We start from the raw sequence: 19,961 nt of genomic DNA on the forward strand, positions 1-19,961 counted from the left end.
TCAGTTTCCCTTTCCGGTGGTGCCGAACTGCTGGGAGAAGCGGATGTCGCCCTCGACGATGTCGTGCATATCGGCGATGCCGTGGCGCAGCATGAGGGTGCGCTCCAGGCCCATGCCGAAGGCGAAGCCGGTGTAGACCTCGGGATCGATACCGCAGGCCGTGAGCACGTTGGGGTTGACCATGCCGCAGCCTCCCCACTCAATCCAGCCGGCGCCGCCCTTCTTCTGGGGAAACCACAGGTCCATCTCGGCGCTGGGCTCGGTGAAGGGGAAGAAGGAGGGACGCAGGCGGGTGCGCGCCTCGGGACCGAACATGGCCTTGGCGAAGTGGTCGAGGACGCCCTTGAGATGCGCCATCGTCAGGCCCTTGTCCACGGCCAGGCCCTCGACCTGGTGGAAGACGGGAGTGTGGGTCTGATCGAGCTCGTCGGAACGGAAGACCTTACCGGGGCAGGCCACGTAGATCGGGGGCTGCTGACCGAGCATGACCCGGGCCTGGACCGGGGAGGTGTGGGTGCGCAGCACGAGGTTGGCCGCCTGCCCATCGGCCGCCCCGACGCTGGAGCCGTCGATGTAGAAGGTGTCCTGCATCTGGCGGGCGGGGTGGTCGGCGTCGAAGTTGAGGGCGTCGAAGTCGAACCACTCATGCTCGACCTCCGGGCCCTCGGCGATGGACCAGCCCATGGCGACGAACAGGTCGGTGACCTCGTCGACCAGGACGTCGAGGGGGTGGCGCGAGCCCGTCACCGTCCGAGATGTGGGGACAGTGACGTCGACGGCCTCGGTGCGCAGCATCTCCTCCTCGGCGGCGGCCTCGAGGGTCTCCTGCCTGGCGGCCAGAGCCTTGGCGATGCGCCCGCGAGCGCCGCCCAGGAGCTTGCCTGCCGTGGGCTTGTCCGCCTTGTCCAGGGTGCCGATGAGCCGGTTGGCCAGCGTCAGGGGCGAGGCGTCGCCGGTGTGGGCCAGGCGGGCCTCCTTGAGCTCGGCGAGGGTGCCGGCTGCGGCGAAGGCGGCCAGGGCCTCCTCGACGGCGGCGTTGATGCCGGCCTCGTCCAGGGGCGAGAGCGCGCCGGGAGCGTCAGTCATATGCGGTGCCTTCCACCAGGTGTTTCCGGGGTTGTCTGCCCTTAAGGGTAGTCTGCGCCGTCGCGGGGGTGTAAATCGTCCCGCAGTCGGGGTGGCGTGCGGCCGCTCACGGGCCCCGATCCGGTTGTTGTCGGCCAGGCCTTGACGGTGACGTTACGTCACCTGCTGAAATGGATTCATGCGCGTCAAGGAGCTCGCTCAAATCGCCGGTACCACGCCGAGGGCGGTGCGTCATTACCATCACCTGGGCCTGTTGGAGATCCCACCCACGGTACGGGGGCGGAGAGAGTACGGCGTCGAGCACGTGGCCCGCCTGCTGCGCATCCGGTGGCTGGCCGACGGCGGACTGTCGCTGACGCAGGTGGCCGAGATGCTCGCCTCGGACACGATCGGCACCGATCAGGACTCTCGCCGCGAAGCGGTACTGCGCGACCTGCGGGCCACTCGGGGAACGATCGAGGCGCAGCAACGCAGCCTGGCCGAGCAGGCCTCCCGTATTGACGAGCTCATCGCCCGGGTGGAGCGCGGTGAGGGCCTGTCCCCCGCACCCAGTGCCCTGACGCGTTTCTACGACGACATCGAGGCCAGGATCACCCGCCTGGGCGGCAGCATGCGAGGGCTGCGGGCCGAGCGCCAGATGATGGTGGTACTCGCCTCACTGGGCATGGTGCCCGATAGCACGATCCCCTTCATCGAGGGACTGGATGAGGCCGATCGGGAGCTGTCCGCCCAGCAGATCGCGGACTTCACCCGGCTATCCACGCTGACCGAGGCCGAGGGCCGGGCCGAGGCCCGCCGGCTCGCGCATAACAGCTGGGAGCTGGCGTGCCGCCACAAGGAGCGCACCCTGGCCGTCCTGGACGACCTGCCCTCGGGCACTTTGGGTCGCGCCATGTGGCGACTCACCCATGTATTGAACGCCTCCAGTTACCCCCACCCGGCGCAGCAGGCCTTCGTGGCTGAGCTCATGGGGCTCATGCTCGCCGATCCGGACTTCGCCGCAACTATCCGCCGCTCGGCGGGAGAGGAGCCAGTGCTATGACAACCACTACCGAATCTGCGTCTGTCAAGGCCCTCGATGTCGAAGCCGGTTCTCATCCGCCGGTGCGTGTTCGGGGCCTGGTCAAGCACTTCGGACGCTTCAGGGCGCTCGATCACCTGGATCTGGAGGTGGAGGCGGGCAGCGTCCACGGCTTCCTCGGCCCCAACGGGGCGGGCAAGTCCACAACGATCCGCACCCTGCTGGGGCTCTACCGGCCCGACGACGGAAACGTAAGCGTGCTGGGCCGCGATCCGTGGCAGGAGGCCTCGGTCATCAACCGGCAGGTCTCCTATGTCCCCGGTGATGTGGCGCTGTGGCCAACCCTGACCGGCGGACAGGTGCTCGACGCACTGGCCGGACTGCGCGGATCGCGCGATACCAAGCGGGAGGCCGAACTCATCGAACGGTTTGATCTTGATCCCAGCAAACGGGTACGCACCTACTCCAAGGGCAACCGTCAGAAGGTGGCGCTCGTGGCGGCCCTGGCCGCGCCGACGCGCCTGCTCGTGCTCGATGAGCCCACCAGCGGCCTGGACCCGCTCATGGAGAGAGTCTTCACCGAGGAGATCGCCCGGGTGGCTGGAGAGGGGCGCACGGTCCTGCTCTCGAGCCACATCCTGGCTGAGGTCCAACGCCTGTGCAGCGCCGTGACGATCATCAAGAACGGCCGCGTCGTCGAACACGGCGACCTGGGGACCCTGCGGCGCCTGTCGCGCACCCGCATCGAACTGGGAGCGCCCCCCGATGTACCTGATGTACTCGGCACGATCGCGCAAGCGCTCAGAGCCATGGATCTCGAGGTCGTCGAGGACTCCGGGCACCTGGGCCTTCAGGTGCCGGCCGAGCAGGTGCCGGCGGTGCTGAGTGTGGCCGGTGAGCATCGGGTGCAGGACGTCACCTGTGAGCCGGCCAGTCTGGAGGACCTCTTCCTGCGTCATTACGAGGAGTCCCGATGAGCACCGCGCAGAGCACAGCAGTGGCCAGGAGAATTCTGACCGACAGGACCGAGGCGGGCGGCGCTCTGGCCGGCTGGGGCACCTGCCTGCAGATCCTGCTCAGGCGGTTCCGGGTGCAGATCGCGGCCTGGGTACTGCCCCTGTGGTTGTTGATCAGTGTCACGGCACCGAGCTATGAGAGCATCTACCCCTCGTTGGAGACCCGGACCGTGCTCATCGAACAGATGCGCAAGTCTCCGGCAACGCGACTGCTCTACGGCTACGTGCCCACACCCGGCCGGCTCGGTCAGCTCCTTCAGTGGGAGACCGGGACCTTCCTGCTGATATGCACCGCTCTCATGGCGATTCTGCTGACGTGCCGGGTACTGCGGGCGGATGAGGACGAGGGACTCGTCGAGATCCTGCGCGCCGCGGGTGCGGGCAGGGCGGTTCCCTTTCTCGTGCCGGTGGCCCTGGTGTGGGCGGTGGTCGGCGCCCTGTCTGCGGGGGCCGGAGGCGTTCTGACCTGGCAGGCCGAGAGCATCGAGGAGCTGACCGTCTCCGGAGCCTGGGCGCTGGCCGGGACGGTGTGCGTCGTGGGCTGGGCGTTCTCCGCCCTTGCGGCGGTGGCATCCCAGCTGGGACGGCAGGTCGGTCAGGCTCGAAGCCTGTCCATGATCGTGCTCGCACTCGCCTTCGGTATGCGGGTGGCCGCCGACCAGGTCGCCGAGGGCAGCAGCTCCAACTGGCTGAGGTGGCTCTCCCCCCTGGGGTGGCGCGACCTCATTCGGCCCTACTCCGATGACCGGTTCGCGGTGCTGGCGGTGTGCGGCGTCATTGCCATCGCCTTGGTCATCGTGGCGGCGGCGTTGGCCGCGCACCGCGAGTACCTGGACAGCTACCTGCCCGACCACAGCGCCTCTCGACGCAGGTGGAGGCTGCGCGGTCACATGGATCTGCTCACTCGTCTATCCCGGCGCGGCGCCCTGGGCTGGGCTCTGGCCTCGACGGGTCTTGCGGCCCTATACGGCTCGGTGTCGGGAAGCGTCAACGATCTCCTCGCCCCAGACTCTCCGACGGCGTCCTATGTCGGCAAGATGGCCTCGGGGTCCGCAGTGGAGCAGTTCATGTCCCTGCTGACGGTGGTAACGGTGCTGCTCGTGGCCGTGGCGGCAGTGCGCAGGATGAACCGGTTGGCGGGCCTGGAACACGCGGGCCTGGTGGAGGTCGAGCTTGCTACTGGAGTCAGCCGCAGCCGTTTGTTCTTCTCACAAGTTCTCGGCGCCATGATCGAATCGGCCATCCTGCTGGTCATCTCGGCGGCAGTTCTGGCGGCGACAACAGCCGTCCAGCTCACGGACGACCACGCCGTGGCGCGGGCCTTCGTGTTCACGGTGAGCCAGATGCCGGGCATGGTGGCGGCCATCGGGATAGCAGCGGGCCTCGTGGGCCTGGCGCCACGACTGGTCGGCTTGTCCTGGGCGGTGGTGACGTGGAGCGCCTTCGCCCAGTTCTTCGGAGGACTCGTCGAGCTCAAGGACTGGGCCAAGGACCTCAGCGTCCTCGGGCACCATCTCGACGTCGTCGGCTCCCCCGACTGGAAGCCCTTGGCCGTCCAGACCGTGGTCGGCCTCGTCGGTATCGCGATCGGTCTGGCTTCCTACACCCGCCGCGACATGCCCTCCTGACACGACTTGCTGTTCTTGCATTCTTTTAAAGACACACATTACCGTCAAGGGCATCATGAATAAAAGAAACACCTTTATCAGACAGTGGGACAAACACGAATCAGGCGTCATTGCTTTCCCTTCCGGTGCACGAATAAGGGGGCGACCTATCCGCTACTACAAAACAAGCAGGAACTCGCCGGACCACATTCTTATCTTGTCAAGTTTTTACCCACGCCATCCGCCTAGAGCGGAAGTTCACTGGATCAAGTGGCCGGACTTCTGCCTCCCAGTCAACAAACTCAAAGCGCGCCACACACTGGAGCTAACCCTCGAGAGAGCAACATATTCCCGAGTCGACATAGCATGCCGCGGGGGTGTGGGACGAACAGGCACCGCACTAGCCTGCATTGCGATACTTGACGGAATGGACCCGGTCAGCGCACTGAATTTCATCCGAGACACATACCACCCACGGGCAGCAGAGACGCCCTGGCAGCGGTGGTACATCTCAAATTTTGCACCTACGCTCTCATAGCAGATAAGTCGCACCGGCCAGATGGAGAACGGCAACAGCAAGAGGAAGCACCACCATTCCCGGCACGCGGTGCACCACACCGATAGCGGCGTCTGCGAGCTGAGCAGCCGCCGCTGCAGCCAGGACGAGCAAGGTCAGCGACTGGGCAGGAGCCAACCAGGCAACGGTAGCGACCAGCAGTCCGAGCGGGATGCTCCGGGCCGCGTACATCGCCGGATAGAAACGCCTTCCGGGCTCGCCGCACCCGGAAGGGGCGAGCGTCTGCGGACGGATCACCGCGACGACACCGAACCCTGCTGAGATGATTCCCAGTGACGAATTCAGCAGCGAGAGCCACCATGGCATGAGGATCACTCCCTCACATCATTCAGAACTGAATCATTCTGTAGTGTACCGTTGACGTCATGGGAAGAGAAGACGGTCGCGCGATCATGTCCTCGACGTGCTTCCAGCTCGGTGTCGCAGGAGCCCAAATCACCCGATCGTTCTCACTGCTCATCCAGCACACCGGCCTGACCCACAAGCAGGTGGGCCTACTCGCCGTCGTCGACGCCGACCAAGCGAGTTCTCAACGAGAGATCGCCTCACAGCTCGGTGTCACCCCGAGCCTGGTGGTGTCACTGGTCGACCAGCTCGCCAGCATCGGCGCTGTGCGCAGGACGCGCAGTCAGACCGACCGTCGGGTACAGGTCGTCGAGATCACAGACGAGGGACGCCAGTTACTGCGGCTCGCCACCGATGCCGCCAAGAAACTCGACGTCGAGCTGCACAAGCACCTCTCCCCCGCTGATCTGCAGGCCTTGGACAGGCTCCTGCCCGCCCTTCTTCGAACTTCTTCGGTTGCAGCAAGCAACAGGCCGTAGCAGCCGGTCTCACCGGCGTCACTGCACCAGGACGATGCGCTTTCCCGCCGCCGATAGGCTCTCGGCGTCGCGGTGAGCATCCGCGATCCGGTCAAGCGGATAGGTTGAGGCGATCAGCGGCTTGAGCTCCCCGGAGTCCACCCGCGCAGCGAGCCACACCAGGTCCTTCACGCTCGGTTTTCCTGACACCATCCGGATCATCGGCCCCGGCGAGAGCATGGACGTGACGATGTCCCAGAAGGCCCCGGGAGCAATGGCCGTCATGCGCCCTCCGGGCTTGAGCAGCCTTCGGTAGGCGAGCGCATCGGCGCCCGCAGTGTCGATGACGACGTCGTAGCGCCCGGGAATATCCGACGGCTTCAGATCGTGGTAGTTGAAGACCTGCTGCGCTCCAGCGCTGACTGCCACATCGCTGCGGACGCCGACGACGGCATCCACCTCTGCGCCCATGATGCGGGCTACCTGAACCACCGTGGAACCGACGCCACCGTTTCCCCCTACCACCAGCACTCGATTCCCTCGACGGAGCTCAAGGGGGCGGAGCGCCTGCACGGCCGTCAAGCCTGCGAGAGGCAGAGCCGCGGCCTCCGCGAGCGGGACCCCATCAGGAGCAGGGGCGAGGCGGTCGGACCGGACTCGCACGTACTGCGCTCCAGCAGCCGTACGGCCGGGAGGCATCATCCCCAGGTAGCCCCAGACTCGGCGCCCCAGCACCGGCTTCCCGACCTGGTCCCCAACCGCGTGCACGAGCCCTGCGAAATCCATGCCCGTACCTTTTGGGAACCCCATCCCGTCGAGTAGGCGCATCTTTCCCCGCCTGGTCAGAAGGTCAACGGCGTTGACACTGAAGGCGGCGACCTCGACAACGACCTCCTTGGGGCCGGGACTCGGAATCTCGACCGCTCCCACCTCGAGTACCTCCGGAGCACCGTAGGAGCGGAACTGCACCGCCCGCATTGTGTTCTGTGCAACCATGACGTCTTCCTCTTCCTGTTGCGCTACGCTACGTAGCGTAGCGCAACAGGAAGAGGAGGACCATAGGCAGATCCGTACCCGGGACTCAGTCTCTCCGAGCGGCTCCCAGAAGCGTCAGAAGGACCTCCGAAAGCTCTTCTCGGAGCAGGTCGGGTCGCACCCGACCGAGAAGGTGCACATGCACGTACGGCACACCGAGCAGCGCCGCATACAGCCCGTCGACGTCGGCACCCGCCCGCACCTCCCCTCGGGAAATCGCACGGTCGACCATGGCCTCGATGTCTGCACGCACAGCGGCGACGACACTCTGCTGCAGCCTTGCAGTCAGGTCGGGATCACCGGCCATGTCGGCCAGCAGTCCTGGAAGCGTGCTCTTACCGGGTTCGGCGGCGATGAGGTCGACCACCCGCCCGGCGAGGGCCTCGACGTCTCCAGTCAGAGACCCGGAGTCGGCGAGCCCCTCTTCATCACGGCGGTGAATGACCAGATCGAATACCATCTCCGCCTTCGACTGCCAGCGCCGGTAGATCGTTGTCTTGGCAACCCCCGACTGCCTGGATACGCCCTCGATCGTCAGCGCCTGGTACCCCAGGGATCCCAGCTGTTCACGTACGGCCTCGGAAAGCCTGGCGTCGATGTGGGCTCGGCGCCGCGAGGGGGAACCGCCCTGCTGCTCGGCGTTGGACATGGAGCGCCTCCTTCATCTCACGAGGGGATGCGATCCCCTGCCTCAACGTTAGGGCATCGGGCCCCGTCAGCCCGGTACTGCGCAAGCATGAGGCTCAGGTAGTCGATAAGGTCCTGGCGCAGGCGCCCGGGGGCGATGACGTGGGCGTCTGGACCGAGCCGTAGAAGAATCGTCATGGCGTGCAGGTGGTCCATGAACTCCAGCCGGAGACAGGTCCATCCGTCATCGTCAGGAGGGTCGTCATCCGTGTCGGTCGTCGTTGCGCCCAGCGTCCACTCCCGTACGTCGCTCCACCGCTCGTCCCGCACCCAGGCGGTGGCTGTGATGGCCTCGAACCCCTCAAGAAACCTCTCACGCTGTTTGCGCCACGCCGCGGTCATGTCGAAACCGGCGTCGTCAGGGCACTCCTCGGCGAGGATCTCGGCCGCCTCGATCCGGGAGAGTCTGGTGAAGCGGACCTCGGCGCCGTGCGAGGCGCACAGGTACCAGCTGCGACCGGCGGCGACCAGCCCGTGCGGGTCGACATCGCCCTGCGTCGTCGCCCTCGACTTGTGCCGGAACACCATGCGCAGCCGATGGCGCGTGAAAACCGCTTCCTGAACTGCACGGAAGACGGCGTCGGCCCGCTCACTCTCGGGCAGGGGCAACCAGCCCTGGGGATCAACCACGATGCGCGAGGCCACGTCGATGGACTGGTTCCGATGTCTGTCGGGGACGGCGGCGAGCAGCTTGTGGACAGCCGAGGCGAGGGCTTCGCTGAGGCCGAGGGGCGCAGCGCCCCAGCCGGTGATACCGGCGAAGAGCGCCCGACTCTCCTCATGGTTCAGCCCCGTCACGTCCAGGCGGAAGCCGGGATCGATCCTCACTCCCCCGTGGGGGCCCCTTTCGCACCACACCGGCACGCCGGCGGCCGACAGCGCCTCGACATCCCGAAGCACGGTCCGCCGCGAGACCTCCAGCCGCTGCGCCAGCTCGGAAGCAGATAGACGGCCGTGAGCCCGAAGCAGCCAGATCATGGAAAGCAGACGATCGGCACGCACAGATCGATCCTCACACGTACATGACAGGAGATGGCACCAATCATCTCTAGCCTCGTCGTTATCAGCGCATGTCGCGTTCTCACAAGCATGAGGGAGTACTCCATGACTGTCTTCGTTCCCAACAGCGTCATCCTCTACACCTCCGACGTCGAGGTGAGCACCGCCTTCTACCGCGGAATTCTCGGTCATGGACCGATCGAGACCTATCCAGGCTTCAGCGTCTTCAAGTTGTCTGACGACTTGACTCTCGGTCTGCAAGCGGCCGATGAGATTGAGCCGGCTGCTGAGCCATATGTAGGCGGGGGTGAGCTGAGTTTGAGCGACGTCGAGCGAGCCGACGTCGACCGTCTTCACGCGCGGTGGAGGGCCCTGGGCATTCCGATGCTCATGGAACCGGCCCTCCTCGAGTTCGGCTACACCTTTGTGGCAACCGACCCCGATGGGCACCGCCTGCGCGTGTGCGCCACCGATACCTCAAGCTTCGCCTGACTCGAGGCCGTCGGAGCCCCGCCCGTCACCGGGTGCGAGCTCCGATGCGCCTCGCCAACGCTCCCAGCGCCCAGTTCACGATGACGTAGGCGACGGCGATGATGACGTAGGTCTGGAAGAAGACGGACAGATGGGCGTCTATCTTCGCCTGACCGATCATCGTGGAACCGCGGTACATGAGCTCGGGATAGGCGAGCACGTACGCGAGCGTGGTGCCCTTGATGATGGTCACCATCTGTGTGATGAGGGTCGGGAGCATAAGACGCAGTGCCTGCGGCGCCAGGATGAGACGCATCGTGAGAGATCTGCTCATTCCCAGCGCCAGTGCAGCCTCAGTCTGACCTCGGTCCAGGGCCCGGACGCCTGAACGGAAGACCTCCGCCGTCGTCGCCGAGGTGCACATGATGATGGGCAGCGCCAGCTTCCAGAAGTCCGAGACATCCACGAAACGCGGAACCACTAGCAGGAAGAAGTAGACGAGCAGCAGCATCGGCACCGCTCGCATGGCATCGATCCACAAGCCGACCAACCACCTCACGGGCCGGTTGTCCAACAGGCGGAGCCAGCCCAGGACGATTCCCAGAGGAAAGGTGAGGAGGGCTGCGACAGCCCCCAGGGACAGGGTGTTGCCGGCGGCTTCCAGAAGCTGACTGACCACCGAGCGCCCCAGGAAGTAGCGCCACTCGGGATAGTCGAGCTGGCCCGCAAGGTCCAGTCGGTAGAGGACCGCGCTCAGAAGCGCCACGATCCCAAGAACCGCAATAACTGATCCGATGGCGATCATGACGCGCCCCCGCGGCCCCGGCTCATCGAAGAGCAGCGCCGCGTCCGTCGCCCCTGAGCCCTTGCCCCGCTGCTTGACGGGACGGTGATCCGTCATGGGCATGATGTCGGAGCTCATGCGCGTTCCTCCTTCCCCATGAACTCGAGGCGTCTCTCAAGACGCCCGCCGAACTTCGTGGCGGCGAAGGCGATGGCCAGGTAGGTGAGCCCCGAGGTGAGAAAGGTGATGACTCCCGCCGCTCGCTCCTGGTTGATTCTCTGCGTAACGGCAGTCAGCTCAACGACGCCGACCGCTGCAGCCAGCGAGGAGCCGATAAGGCAGGCGATGAAGACATTGACCAGTGGCTGGATCGTGCGGGCCAGGGCCTGAGGCAGGACGATACCGCGGATGATGAGCCAGAAGGGCATTCCCAATGCGCGCGCGGCCTCGATCTGTCCCTTCGGCACCGAGTTGATTCCGCTGCGCACCGTCTCGCACACGAATCCGGACGAGGAGAAGACCAGGGCGACGATCACCGACCAGAACAGTGGAATCCTGATGCCGACGTTGGGAAGCGCCAGGCCGACCAGCACCATGAGGCACAGGTTGGGGATGTTGCAGGCCACCGTCACCCACGCCGCGCCCAGTGCCCGCAGAGGAGGGATGGGACCGACCCGGAGGATGGCCATGAGCGATCCCAGGATTAGTCCGCCCGCGTAGGACAGTACGGAGATCACCAGCGTGATGAGCAGGCCGGAGCCAATATCAGCGAGATTGTCGGTGATGGCACTCACGGTGGCCTCCTTGAAGGATTCGGTTCGTCAATCATGACGTGAACGCTGTGGGCTGTCGCGTCGGCGGCCCTGCGGAGGATCCGCTCGGGCCGCAACGACGCAACGAGCCTGACTGGTCAACGAGCTCCGTTCAGGACTCCTGCGGGACCTCGTCACCGCCACCACCCTGCTCAGGCGCCGGCTCGGAGCCGTCCTCAGAAGCGGGAGTGTCCTCGGGAGCGGGAGTCTGCTCTGCGCCACCCGCACCCTCGGCACCGGCGGTCGACGATCCGGGGACCGAGCCGATGACCGGCGGCTGGGGCGCATCGCCACCGAGTGATTTGCCGATCGTCGCTTCCCAGATGGTCTTCCAGGTGCCGTCCGACTCGATCGTCTGCAGGAAAGTATTGACGAAGGCCTGGGCACCGGAGTCCTTGGGGAGTCCGATGCCGTAGGGGTCCTCGGCGAAGGTGTTGCCGACGATCTTGACCTTGTCATTGGACAGGACCTCGCTCTTGAGCAGGGACTGGTCCACGACATAGGCCTTGACCTGCCCGCTCTCGACGGCGGCGACGCACTTGGCCTGGGTGTCGAAGGGCTTGGCCGTGGCGTTCGGGGCGTACTTCTTCAGGGCGGAGGCCGATGAGGAGTTGGACTGGACCGCGACGTCTCCGGTCAGGCTGTCGACACCCGTGATGTCCTTGTTGTCGGCCTTGACCAGGATGGCCTGACTGGAGGCGTAGTACGGGCCGGCGAAGTCGATCTTCTCGGCTCGTTCCGGGGTGATCGTGTACGTGGCCACGACGGCGTTGACCGTACCGTTGACCAGGACGGTCTCACGCGTGTCGGAGGTGACCTGCTTGATCTCGAGCAGGGAGCGGGCGTCGTCACCGCCGATGATGTAGCGGGCCAGGACCTGGGCGATAGCCGCATCGAAGCCGGAGATCTTCTTCGTCTTGGAGTCCTCCCAGGAGAACACCTCGGAGGTCTTGGTCCCGCCGGTGACGAGTTTGCCCGCCTTCTTGACGGCGGCGGCCCAGCTGGAGGCGGCTACGACGTCGGCGGCGGCCACCGGCCCGGAGTTGATGGCCTTGTTGTACTCGGCGTCGGCCTTGCCGTCGGTGCCCGTGTCGGCGCAGGCCGCCAGCACGCCGGCAAGGGAAATGGCGCCGGTGGTGGCCAGAAGGCTGCGACGGGAGAAGGTGGTCATGGTGTTCCTTTCGTTCGGACGGGGACGGAACCGTCCCAGGCCCAGGGCCTGCGGTGGCAGCCGCACCCGGGAGAAGGTGCGGTTCGGGGCTCAGTGGCTGAGCACCTTGGACAGGAAGTCGCGGGCGCGCTCGGTGCGCGGGGAGGAGAAGAACTCGGCGGGGCTACCTGATTCCACGATCTGGCCGCCATCCATGAAGACGACGCGGTCGGCGGCGGAGCGAGCGAATCCCATCTCGTGGGTGACGACAAGCATGGTCATGCCGGAGGAAGCCAGATCCTTGATGACGTCCAGGACCTCGTTGATCATCTCCGGGTCCAGAGCGCTGGTGGGTTCGTCGAAGAGCATGACCTTGGGCTCCATGGCCAGGGCGCGGGCGATGGCGACCCGCTGCTGCTGGCCTCCCGAGAGCTGCGCGGGGCGCTTGGAGGCCTGATCCGCCAACCCGACGCGAGCCAGCAGCTCATGGGCCCGCGTCTCGGCCTGCCGGCGGGGGGTGCCGCGCACCTTGATAGGCGCCAAGGTGATGTTGTCCAGCACCGTTCGGTGCGGGAAGAGGTTGAAGGACTGGAAGACCATTCCCACCTCGGCACGCAGTTGGGCCAGCGCCCTGCCCTCCTGAGGCAATGGGACGCCGTCGATCTCGATCTCGCCCTTCTGGATCGGCTCGAGGCGGTTGACGGTGCGGCACAGCGTCGATTTACCGGAGCCCGAGGCTCCGATGACGGCCACGACCTCACCACGGTGGATGTCGAGTGAAACGTCATCGAGCGCTTTGAAATGGCCGTAGTACTTGGTGACGTGGCTGATGCGCACCAGGGCGTCGTCGGGTTTCCGGTCCGCGCCGGGGTCCCTGGGCTCGCGCTGGGCGCCTTTGACGTCGTCGTCGACGTCGTCAGTCCGGTCTGCGGCTGTTCGATCGGGAGAGGATGCGGATGTGGTCACGAGTACCTCGTCTCAACGTGGATATAGGAGCGGAATCTGCCTCAGCGACAGTGACAGCAACACATCCACATGCGCACCGCATTCCTCCTTGCTCGTATGGCTTCAGACCTTTGGGACCGGTTAGGACCGGTCCAAACTCCCCGTCGGCCCAGATTGCCCATGGTTGTCCACCGTAAGCGCTCATGGATAACGGGCAGCCGCAGTTCCGACCTCTCGTCAGGAAGGGTAGCACCGCCCGCGACCGGAGCGTCAACCGAGTCTCAGAACACGCCTCCTGCTGGGATGATGGTCACACGCCACGCAGGGCGCCTAACCGGCCGAGTCGACCACCCGGCCGTAGTCTCATCCGCATGAGCCCCGCGAATACAACCGATCCGCGTCGCCGACTCCAGCCCGAGCAGCGCAGGGAAGAACTGGTGAGAGTCGGGGTCGAGCTGTTCGCGGAGGGCACCCTCGATCGCACTCACGTCAATGAGATCATCAAGCGGGCCGGCGTTTCGCGCACGCTCTTCTACCACTACTTCCCCTCCAAGGCGGCCTTCGCCCGAGCGATCGTCGAGCATGAGATCCTTCACCTTCACGACCTGGTGGAGCAGCAGATCGAGCCGACACTGGAGGCGGCGATCTCCACTTTCGCGGGCTACGTGAGAGCCAGGCCGGACAGCTTCCGGGCCTTGCACACCGGAGGCCTCGACCAGGACCCGGAGATCGCGGCCGCGCTGAATACCAGCTTCGAGCGCTATGAGCGCCTCGTCCTCATGCTCCTGGGAGTCGTGGAACCCGACGAGCGCGCCATGTTCGCCGCCAAGGTGTGGATCGACACGATGATCGCCCTGTGTCTGGCATGGCTGGATCATCCGGAGATCAGCCAGCGGACCATCACGAACATGTCGGCCCAGACACTGCGGAGTCTGGTCTCTCAGGTGCAGCAGGGCGCCGAAGAGGCCCCGAGCCGCATCTCGATGCCATCGCCCTCCCACGATCCGGCAGGCGATCACTGAGGACACGCCCCGAAACACCTTGAGAGCCGCCCAGACCAGGGCACCGCTGCCCCTATCCACTTTATTCACCTTGCATATATTTTTCCGGCATTCCAACCTCATCGTAAAAATGGCATCCGTGTAAGAATAGACGTGCTAACCTCTCCTCCAGTTGCACATGGCGTGCAATAAGAGATGTCGGGGGACTCCGGTGCTTGACACCCCTCACTCTCAGAAGGAGAGCTGATCATGCCTGAAGGCGCCACTGGAAGCGCGGTGGCCGTGCGCAAGAATACGTCTCGGCTTCTTTTCGCTCCGGAGACGTTCAACTTCGCCGAAGTGACGCGCGCCATTGAGGTGGCCCGGCGCATGCCCTCGGACGTGGAGTGCGTCTTCGCAGGCTTCTCGCGACGTAACTCCGAGTACATCAGGGCGGCGGGCTTCGAATTCCGTCTACTCACCCCCCACCTGAGCGATGAGGAGGGCCGGCTGGCACTGGCATTCGACCAGGGGCGCAGCCTGCGCCACCCGTTCACGACGCAGATGCTCGCCCAGCGGGTCACGAGCGAGCGGGTGCTGTTACGCTGCCTGCGTCCGGACGCCGTCGTCATCGGAGTAACTCCTAGCCAGTTTATTTCGGCCCGTGCCGAGTGCGTGCCCCTGGTTTTCGTACGGCCCTTCGCCTACTCGTTGGCCCATCTAGAGGCTGCGCGCAGGGTTGGCGCCACCGGCTTCCTGCCCCGCGCGACTCCTGAGGAGTGCCTGGTCGACACCGCCGCTGCACGCCTGCTCCACACGGTTGGGACCCGGGTGCCCCTGTCACGCTCCTTCCACCAGGTGGCCAAGGCCAACGGCGTCTCTCTGCCCCAGGGGGTGTTCGCCGGACTCACCGCGGACCTCAATCTCATCGCCAGTGCTCCGCACCTGCTGCCCCGGTGGCTGGAGATGCCCGAGGGCCACCAGGTGGTGGGACCGGTGTACGCCCATCTGCCCGGCGAGGTCCCCGAGATCGTCGCCGACCTGGCCGCCGGCCCCAAGCCCCTGGTGTACTTCGCCGTGGGCTCATCGGGGAACCGAGACCTCGTCCTCGATGTGCTCAGGGGCCTGGGGCGGGCCGACTGCCAGGTGCTGGCGCCGGTGCGCTCCCACCTCCACCCAGAGGACCTGGAAACCCTGCCCCTCAACGTCCATGTCACCGATTGGATCCCGGCGCACCAGCTGGGCGACGCCGTCGACCTGGCGATCACCCACGGCGGTGAGGGAACGGTACAGAACAGCTGCGCGCAGGGGTGGCCCTTCATCGGGATCCCGTTGCAGTTCGAGCAGCGCTTCAATGTTCAGCGCTGCGCGGCCTTCGGCTCGGCTCGGCTTGTGTCCCAGAAGGAGGCCCGCGCGGCCGACTGGGCTGCACTGGTGCGCCAGGCCCTGGCCGACGAGGTCATGCGTTCGCGAGCCCGGCGCATGGCCGAACTAATGGAGGGGCTGGACGGACCGGGCCGGGCGGCCGAGGCGATCTGCGAGCTGCTGTGAGTCTGCTGCGGCTCTGCCGCCGAAGCTCTCTTCCGACCGGTACCTACGCCTGCGCCCGGGCACTGGCGTAGAGGCAGACGGCCGCGGCTGCCGCGACGTTGAGGGACTCCGCTTTGCCGTAGACGGGGATGGAGACGACGGCGTCGGCCCGGCTCAGCGCCTCTGCGGGCAGTCCGCGAGCCTCGTTGCCGAACAGCCAGGCGCTGGGCGCTTCCAGGAGAGACTCGGCCTCGAAGAGGTCGAAGTCCCCACGCCCGTCGGCCGCTAGGACGGTGAGTCCGGCCTCGTGGAGGGCGCCGACGACGTCGTCCAGGGCTACCCCGGTGGCGACGGGCAGGTGGAAGAGGCTTCCGGCGGTGGAGCGCACGACCTTCGGAGCAGTGGGATCCACACTGCCCCGCACGAGGACGACGGCGTCGGCTCCGGCGGCATCGGCGGCTCGGATGATGGCGCCGGCGTTTCCGGGGTCCTGGGCCTGGGTGAGGACGGCGACGAGCCTGGCCCCGTCCAGGGCGGCGGCCAGCGCCTCGGAGCCGGTGGCCTCCTCGGTGGCAACAACGGCGAGGGCGCCCTGGGCGTCGGGGCTCATGGCGTCCATGACCTGCTCGCTGGTGATATGCACGTAGAGCTGGGCTGCCACAGCCTCATCCCAGATCTCGGCGTGGCGCTCGACGGCGGCCTCGGTGAGGTAGACGTCGAGAACGCGGTCGGGGACGTGACGGACTGCCTCGCGCACGCCCTGGGGGCCTTCGACGAGGAAGCGGCGGTGCTTGGCGCGCGCGTTGCGGCGGGACAGGCCGGCCACACGGGAGATGCGGGCCGAGCCGGGGTTGTTCAGCACCTCGTGGCCGGCAGCCGACCCCTCACTGACGGTGCGGCGCCGCGGCCCGCGACTCGCGGAAAGCTCAGCGGAGTCACCTAGAAGTTCGTCAGGGTCGGAGGAAGAGAAAAAAACCATGCCAACAGCCTACGGGAACGACAGGCCACAAGAGGAAACCCTGGACGGGCGAGGAGAGAGTCCCTCTTCCACCAGAGCAAGATCCCGGATAAAATCTCTGCTAGGTTGTCTCAACCTCGCTATTCTCGAGACATGAATCAAAGCTCCTTCCACCCCCCTTCCACCAGCAACACTTGGCCAGCACCATCACCCAGCGTTCTCGATATCTTCGTCGTCTGGCACCCAGAAGACGAGGAGGGGGAGAGCATCTGCGACACGTTATTTGAGCATTACCACTCCGATGCCTTCGCTGGACTCGCGGGAAGCGCGGTGGAAGTATACGGAAGATCTCATCCACTTCCCAGAAACAACGAACTCCCCGCTCCCATCGTCACTGCCGACGGGATCATCGGCGACGAAGAGCAGGTCTTAAGCGCTGATGCAGCTCAGTACTCCGTCATTCTGCCGTTCATCGACGAACACCTCGTACGCTCATCTATCGACGAGTCCTCAGAATGGCGCGACTATCTTACCGATATAGTAAAACTACAAAACAAAAGCCGTCAACATAACCGCCACACCCTAGTTCTTCCCATACTACCCAGAGTAAGCCCAGACTATTCAAACTCCCCAATTATCACTAACCTCATGAGCATACAGGGAGTAAGACAAGGAAATATAGCAAACCTGAGCATCTCGAACAAGAAACAGCCCAACACAACTGAAGGTGAACTAACCAGAGACCTTGGGCAGGCTATCATTCAGACTCTTCTGCGAGACCCTAAGAAGGAAGAACGACTGCGCATATTCATCAGTCACTCAAGATCCGACATCCCCAAGGACGACAAGAACAACATCGACCCAACAGGAGTTGTATCAAAAGTTCGCTCTTGGATAGGAAAAACCAAACTAGCCGAGTTTGTCGACATTCACGACATCCAGCCTGGAGATGACTGGAACAAAAAAATTATAAAGCAAGCGCAGACTGGCGCGTTACTCATGATTCGCACCGACCACTACAGCAGCCGGGAATGGACACAACGAGAGGTCTTAGAAGCCAAAAAAGCAGAGATACCGATAGTCTGCCTCAGCGCCCTCACAGAAGGTGAACAACGAGGCTCTTTCCTTCTCGACCATGTTCCAACAGTAGCTTATCCTAACTCTGCAGGTCACAGCAACCCGAATAAGGATAAAAGTTCACAAGGAAAAGCCATAGTTTCCGCCATTAACCGTCTTATCGACGAGTCACTCAGGCAAGCACTGTGGCGGCACCAGGAGATACCTCAGCACGTCATCCGGACACAGGATAATGAAAACGAAGCTTCGAACGAAGGACCTGCTGACACACATCTGAATGACAACCATGGTTTTGATGTGGCTCCAGCCAACGCCCCCGAGCCACTCATGCTTACAAGATTCCTGTCTGAACACAAAAGCAAGTTCCCCGACGACACCCATTTGTGGCTCATTCATCCAGATCCCCCACTCCTTCCTCCCGAACACGAAGTAATGGTAGAACTGTGCACTCTAGCGTCATACGAGCGCAGTCAAGTTCACCTTCTCACCCCCCGCACATTCTTTGCAGCCGGAGGGTCATACGGTCAAGGAGAGCCAAAACTCAGCACTTCTAATCTCGCACTGAACCGCCCTCTGTCAGAATACACTCTCGGGATATCTATATCCCAGAACGAGGACATCGAAGCATTAGGTCTGCGTGCGAATCATCTTGAACTTGTCATAGCAGAGGTTGCACAAATGATGCTGTTGTCCGGGGGGCGAATTACCTATGCTGGAGCAATTGGAACTTACATTCCAGACCTTACCAGCGCCATTCTCAAAGTGATCAGAAAATACATCGAAGAGATAAAACTGGGACGACATCGCCTAGGACAGGATAACGACAGCACTTCCCATATCCCAATCCATTCAAGATACATGTTTGAGTTAACCGTCCCTTGCACAAGTGTCCACAGCATGAAGGCACGAAAAACACTCATCGATACCGCCAAGAGCTTCGCATCAACAGGAACCATCCGATTCTTCGACGAGAACGGCGATATCCATCCGATTCGAGAAGTCAAACCATGGAAAAATCATCCTCACGAACAGACTTCCAAAGCGTTAAGCAATATCCGCAAAGCACTACCTCACTATTGTGACGCCCGCCTAGTTGTTGGAGGAAAAACCACCCCATTTTCGATTGATTCTCGAAACGGCTATCTTGGAGATTACCCGGGAATCATCGAGGAATCTCTCCATACGGTCAGAAGTCGACAACCATTGTTCATTGCTGGAGGTTTCGGCGGAGCCGCCGCCCTACTCGCACATCTTCTAGGCATCTCTAACGATCTTCCTATAGCCACAGAATCTATCACGGCCATCGAGATGAATCGTAACTACAAGGAAGCTATTGCGGAAATCAGAGATCTTTTTGATAGGCAATTAATCGGACTCAACGACGATGACCTCAGGCGATTGACAACCACCCAACGAGCCTCTGAACTCGCTGGCCTCATCATAAAAGGCCTCGCCACTAAAAGGAATTCTAAGTAGGGCGCTCACCCTCGACGACACAAATTTCCACTATCAAGGAGCAGCCATGACGCCAGTTAATGTATTTCTTAGCTATAACGAAGACAAAGTAGGTAGACAAGTAGCGACAGAACTAAAAGAAGCGCTTTCTACTGTTCATATTAACGCCGTCATGGCAAGACACAATATCGCGCCAGGCGCCGAGTGGGAGCCTACGATCCGGCACTACCTCGAAGAGAGCAGTGCTCTGCTGTGCGTTGCCACCTCAGGATTCTCGACCCGTCCCTGGTGCCAGCAAGAGATTGGCTGGGCACTCGCTCGTCACGCACCAATTCTATGGATTCAATATGAAGCCAAGGAGGTACCTTGCGGGTTCCTCGCCTCACAGCAGGCGCTCATACCTGACGAGCCGAAAGATCAGTCTCAAGTCGCTCTTTCAGTCATGGAGTGGTTAGCTGACAAAAGCAACACCAGAGATGATCTAGCAGATACGCTGCTGACTGCATTGGAGAAGGCCGAACACTATGACGATGCTCGCTCAGCAGCGGAATTACTTGCTATTTTGAAGAGTCTCAGTGCCGAGGAGTGGTGCCGCATTGAGCGTGCCGCCAATAACAACAGGCAGGTCGGAAATGCCTACGTCTGGACAGGCAACTATTTCGTCCCGATGGAGCAACAACCCAGAGTCCTGCAGTGGTTGAAGGAAAAACTTGAGATATCGACTCTCGCATGATCTCTCACAGGAGAAAATGCAACTCGGCGGTCGACAAAATCGGTTTAGGTGTTTGTCTGGGTGATTAACCTCAATCTTTCGGGCCTTGTCTTTTGTTGTTGGACACGGGGGTTGGTTCACGCGGCGGTTGTCGGCGTAGTGGTTGAGGTCTGCTTCTCATGGGTGGTTGGAGAGGTGGCTGCAGTAGGAGTGGCGGCGCGCGGTGTCGCACACGGGTCAGCCACCTGAAGACCTA

At 63.3% G+C, this 19,961-nt stretch carries 20 protein-coding genes; 10 read left to right on the forward strand and 10 right to left on the reverse strand.

The window, feature by feature from the left end; translation table 11 throughout:
- Nucleotides 1-1,086 carry a phenylalanine--tRNA ligase subunit alpha gene (gene pheS, locus HMPREF0975_RS00090; RefSeq protein WP_009232036.1) on the reverse strand — a complete coding sequence of 362 codons (1,086 nt, stop codon included), beginning with the start codon at nucleotides 1,084-1,086 and terminating at the stop codon, nucleotides 1-3.
- Nucleotides 1,087-1,264: 178 nt separating this feature from the next.
- Here pheS and HMPREF0975_RS00095 point away from each other — a divergent pair, with 178 nt between their 5' ends.
- Genes HMPREF0975_RS00095 through HMPREF0975_RS14455 form a run of 4 tightly spaced genes read left to right on the forward strand, consistent with a single transcriptional unit; the run spans nucleotide 1,265 to nucleotide 5,268 of the window.
- A complete protein-coding gene (locus HMPREF0975_RS00095) occupies nucleotides 1,265-2,128 on the forward strand; it encodes a MerR family transcriptional regulator (protein ID WP_009232037.1) in 864 nt (287 codons plus the stop codon).
- Nucleotides 2,125-3,084: an ABC transporter ATP-binding protein gene (locus tag HMPREF0975_RS00100; RefSeq protein ID WP_009232038.1), complete on the forward strand. Its 960-nt coding sequence runs from the start codon at nucleotides 2,125-2,127 to the stop codon at nucleotides 3,082-3,084. Before HMPREF0975_RS00095 ends, HMPREF0975_RS00100 begins: the two co-directional genes overlap by 4 nt.
- A complete protein-coding gene (locus HMPREF0975_RS00105) occupies nucleotides 3,081-4,751 on the forward strand; it encodes an ABC transporter permease (RefSeq protein WP_009232039.1) in 1,671 nt (556 codons plus the stop codon). The genes HMPREF0975_RS00100 and HMPREF0975_RS00105 overlap by 4 nt, the downstream gene beginning before the upstream one ends.
- Nucleotides 4,752-4,806: 55 nt before the next feature.
- Nucleotides 4,807-5,268, forward strand: a complete 462-nt coding sequence (locus HMPREF0975_RS14455) for a protein-tyrosine phosphatase family protein (protein ID WP_083840647.1) — start codon at nucleotides 4,807-4,809, stop codon at nucleotides 5,266-5,268.
- Here HMPREF0975_RS14455 and HMPREF0975_RS00110 read toward each other — a convergent pair.
- The gene (locus HMPREF0975_RS00110; RefSeq protein ID WP_198009121.1) at nucleotides 5,263-5,622 is read right to left on the reverse strand and encodes a hypothetical protein; all 360 of its coding nucleotides are present in this window, start codon (nucleotides 5,620-5,622) and stop codon (nucleotides 5,263-5,265) included. The genes HMPREF0975_RS14455 and HMPREF0975_RS00110 overlap by 6 nt on opposite strands.
- A 50-nt stretch (nucleotides 5,623-5,672) precedes the next feature.
- Between HMPREF0975_RS00110 and HMPREF0975_RS00115 the strand changes: the two genes are divergently transcribed.
- Nucleotides 5,673-6,131: a MarR family winged helix-turn-helix transcriptional regulator gene (locus HMPREF0975_RS00115; RefSeq protein ID WP_049939291.1), complete on the forward strand. Its 459-nt coding sequence runs from the start codon at nucleotides 5,673-5,675 to the stop codon at nucleotides 6,129-6,131.
- Between the two features lie 18 nt (nucleotides 6,132-6,149).
- On the opposite strand, the gene HMPREF0975_RS00120 is transcribed toward HMPREF0975_RS00115, so the two are convergent.
- From HMPREF0975_RS00120 to HMPREF0975_RS00130, 3 genes are all read right to left on the reverse strand, one after another.
- Nucleotides 6,150-7,106, reverse strand: a complete 957-nt coding sequence (locus tag HMPREF0975_RS00120) for a zinc-binding dehydrogenase (RefSeq protein WP_009232042.1) — start codon at nucleotides 7,104-7,106, stop codon at nucleotides 6,150-6,152.
- A gap of 85 nt (nucleotides 7,107-7,191) precedes the next feature.
- A complete protein-coding gene (locus HMPREF0975_RS00125) occupies nucleotides 7,192-7,794 on the reverse strand; it encodes a TetR/AcrR family transcriptional regulator (RefSeq protein WP_009232043.1) in 603 nt (200 codons plus the stop codon).
- Nucleotides 7,795-7,811: 17 nt separating this feature from the next.
- Nucleotides 7,812-8,834: a helix-turn-helix transcriptional regulator gene (locus HMPREF0975_RS00130; protein ID WP_009232044.1), complete on the reverse strand. Its 1,023-nt coding sequence runs from the start codon at nucleotides 8,832-8,834 to the stop codon at nucleotides 7,812-7,814.
- A 102-nt stretch (nucleotides 8,835-8,936) separates the two neighbouring features.
- Here HMPREF0975_RS00130 and HMPREF0975_RS00135 point away from each other — a divergent pair, with 102 nt between their 5' ends.
- Entirely contained in the window at nucleotides 8,937-9,323 is a 387-nt protein-coding gene (locus tag HMPREF0975_RS00135; RefSeq protein ID WP_009232045.1) for a VOC family protein, read from the forward strand.
- A gap of 25 nt (nucleotides 9,324-9,348) precedes the next feature.
- Here HMPREF0975_RS00135 and HMPREF0975_RS00140 read toward each other — a convergent pair whose 3' ends face one another.
- The 4 genes from HMPREF0975_RS00140 to HMPREF0975_RS00155 form a co-directional block, all read right to left on the reverse strand.
- Nucleotides 9,349-10,224 (reverse strand): amino acid ABC transporter permease, encoded by an 876-nt coding sequence (locus HMPREF0975_RS00140; protein ID WP_009232046.1) that lies wholly within the window; start codon nucleotides 10,222-10,224, stop codon nucleotides 9,349-9,351.
- A complete protein-coding gene (locus tag HMPREF0975_RS00145) occupies nucleotides 10,221-10,880 on the reverse strand; it encodes an amino acid ABC transporter permease (protein ID WP_009232047.1) in 660 nt (219 codons plus the stop codon). The genes HMPREF0975_RS00140 and HMPREF0975_RS00145 overlap by 4 nt, the downstream gene beginning before the upstream one ends.
- Nucleotides 10,881-11,010: 130 nt before the next feature.
- Nucleotides 11,011-12,069, reverse strand: coding sequence for a glutamate ABC transporter substrate-binding protein (locus tag HMPREF0975_RS00150; protein ID WP_009232048.1), 1,059 nt, complete (start codon nucleotides 12,067-12,069; stop codon nucleotides 11,011-11,013).
- A gap of 90 nt (nucleotides 12,070-12,159) precedes the next feature.
- On the reverse strand, nucleotides 12,160-13,014 hold the full coding sequence (locus HMPREF0975_RS00155) for an amino acid ABC transporter ATP-binding protein (protein WP_009232049.1): 855 nt from the start codon (nucleotides 13,012-13,014) through the stop codon (nucleotides 12,160-12,162).
- A gap of 350 nt (nucleotides 13,015-13,364) precedes the next feature.
- Between HMPREF0975_RS00155 and HMPREF0975_RS00160 the strand changes: the two genes are divergently transcribed.
- Both HMPREF0975_RS00160 and HMPREF0975_RS00165 read left to right on the forward strand, forming a co-directional pair.
- Nucleotides 13,365-14,015 carry a TetR/AcrR family transcriptional regulator gene (locus HMPREF0975_RS00160; protein ID WP_021608388.1) on the forward strand — a complete coding sequence of 217 codons (651 nt, stop codon included), beginning with the start codon at nucleotides 13,365-13,367 and terminating at the stop codon, nucleotides 14,013-14,015.
- A 228-nt stretch (nucleotides 14,016-14,243) separates the two neighbouring features.
- Nucleotides 14,244-15,524, forward strand: a complete 1,281-nt coding sequence (locus HMPREF0975_RS00165; RefSeq protein ID WP_009232051.1) for a glycosyltransferase — start codon at nucleotides 14,244-14,246, stop codon at nucleotides 15,522-15,524.
- Between the two features lie 43 nt (nucleotides 15,525-15,567).
- Here the strand turns inward: HMPREF0975_RS00165 and HMPREF0975_RS00170 are convergent, their stop codons facing one another.
- On the reverse strand, nucleotides 15,568-16,482 hold the full coding sequence (locus HMPREF0975_RS00170; protein ID WP_009232052.1) for a TrmH family RNA methyltransferase: 915 nt from the start codon (nucleotides 16,480-16,482) through the stop codon (nucleotides 15,568-15,570).
- A 132-nt stretch (nucleotides 16,483-16,614) separates the two neighbouring features.
- On the opposite strand from HMPREF0975_RS00170, the gene HMPREF0975_RS15325 reads away from it, so the two are divergent.
- Together HMPREF0975_RS15325 and HMPREF0975_RS14460 are read left to right on the forward strand one after the other, a co-directional pair.
- Complete coding sequence (locus tag HMPREF0975_RS15325; protein ID WP_009232053.1) at nucleotides 16,615-19,014, forward strand: hypothetical protein; 2,400 nt, start codon at nucleotides 16,615-16,617, stop codon at nucleotides 19,012-19,014.
- Between the two features lie 46 nt (nucleotides 19,015-19,060).
- Nucleotides 19,061-19,726, forward strand: a complete 666-nt coding sequence (locus HMPREF0975_RS14460) for a toll/interleukin-1 receptor domain-containing protein (protein WP_009232054.1) — start codon at nucleotides 19,061-19,063, stop codon at nucleotides 19,724-19,726.
- Nucleotides 19,727-19,961: the final 235 nt, after the last annotated feature.

It is taken from the genome of Actinomyces sp. oral taxon 849 str. F0330, assembly GCF_000239715.1.
GTDB classification, from domain to species: Bacteria; Actinomycetota; Actinomycetes; order Actinomycetales; family Actinomycetaceae; genus Actinomyces; species Actinomyces johnsonii.

What these genes read in the sequence shown, in the direction of transcription:
- pheS (WP_009232036.1), bottom strand. Translation starts at nt 1,086, where the DNA reads ATGACTGACGCTCCCGGCGCGCTCTCGCCCCTGGACGAGGCCGGCATC.
- HMPREF0975_RS00160 (WP_021608388.1), top strand. Translation starts at nt 13,365, where the DNA reads ATGAGCCCCGCGAATACAACCGATCCGCGTCGCCGACTCCAGCCCGAG.
- HMPREF0975_RS00135 (WP_009232045.1), top strand. Translation starts at nt 8,937, where the DNA reads ATGACTGTCTTCGTTCCCAACAGCGTCATCCTCTACACCTCCGACGTC.
- HMPREF0975_RS00165 (WP_009232051.1), top strand. Translation starts at nt 14,244, where the DNA reads ATGCCTGAAGGCGCCACTGGAAGCGCGGTGGCCGTGCGCAAGAATACG.
- HMPREF0975_RS00170 (WP_009232052.1), bottom strand. Translation starts at nt 16,482, where the DNA reads ATGGTTTTTTTCTCTTCCTCCGACCCTGACGAACTTCTAGGTGACTCC.
- HMPREF0975_RS14455 (WP_083840647.1), top strand. Translation starts at nt 4,807, where the DNA reads ATGAATAAAAGAAACACCTTTATCAGACAGTGGGACAAACACGAATCA.
- HMPREF0975_RS00140 (WP_009232046.1), bottom strand. Translation starts at nt 10,224, where the DNA reads ATGAGCTCCGACATCATGCCCATGACGGATCACCGTCCCGTCAAGCAG.
- HMPREF0975_RS00150 (WP_009232048.1), bottom strand. Translation starts at nt 12,069, where the DNA reads ATGACCACCTTCTCCCGTCGCAGCCTTCTGGCCACCACCGGCGCCATT.
- HMPREF0975_RS15325 (WP_009232053.1), top strand. Translation starts at nt 16,615, where the DNA reads ATGAATCAAAGCTCCTTCCACCCCCCTTCCACCAGCAACACTTGGCCA.
- HMPREF0975_RS00095 (WP_009232037.1), top strand. Translation starts at nt 1,265, where the DNA reads ATGCGCGTCAAGGAGCTCGCTCAAATCGCCGGTACCACGCCGAGGGCG.
- HMPREF0975_RS00120 (WP_009232042.1), bottom strand. Translation starts at nt 7,106, where the DNA reads ATGGTTGCACAGAACACAATGCGGGCGGTGCAGTTCCGCTCCTACGGT.
- HMPREF0975_RS00100 (WP_009232038.1), top strand. Translation starts at nt 2,125, where the DNA reads ATGACAACCACTACCGAATCTGCGTCTGTCAAGGCCCTCGATGTCGAA.
- HMPREF0975_RS00105 (WP_009232039.1), top strand. Translation starts at nt 3,081, where the DNA reads ATGAGCACCGCGCAGAGCACAGCAGTGGCCAGGAGAATTCTGACCGAC.
- HMPREF0975_RS14460 (WP_009232054.1), top strand. Translation starts at nt 19,061, where the DNA reads ATGACGCCAGTTAATGTATTTCTTAGCTATAACGAAGACAAAGTAGGT.
- HMPREF0975_RS00125 (WP_009232043.1), bottom strand. Translation starts at nt 7,794, where the DNA reads ATGTCCAACGCCGAGCAGCAGGGCGGTTCCCCCTCGCGGCGCCGAGCC.
- HMPREF0975_RS00115 (WP_049939291.1), top strand. Translation starts at nt 5,673, where the DNA reads ATGGGAAGAGAAGACGGTCGCGCGATCATGTCCTCGACGTGCTTCCAG.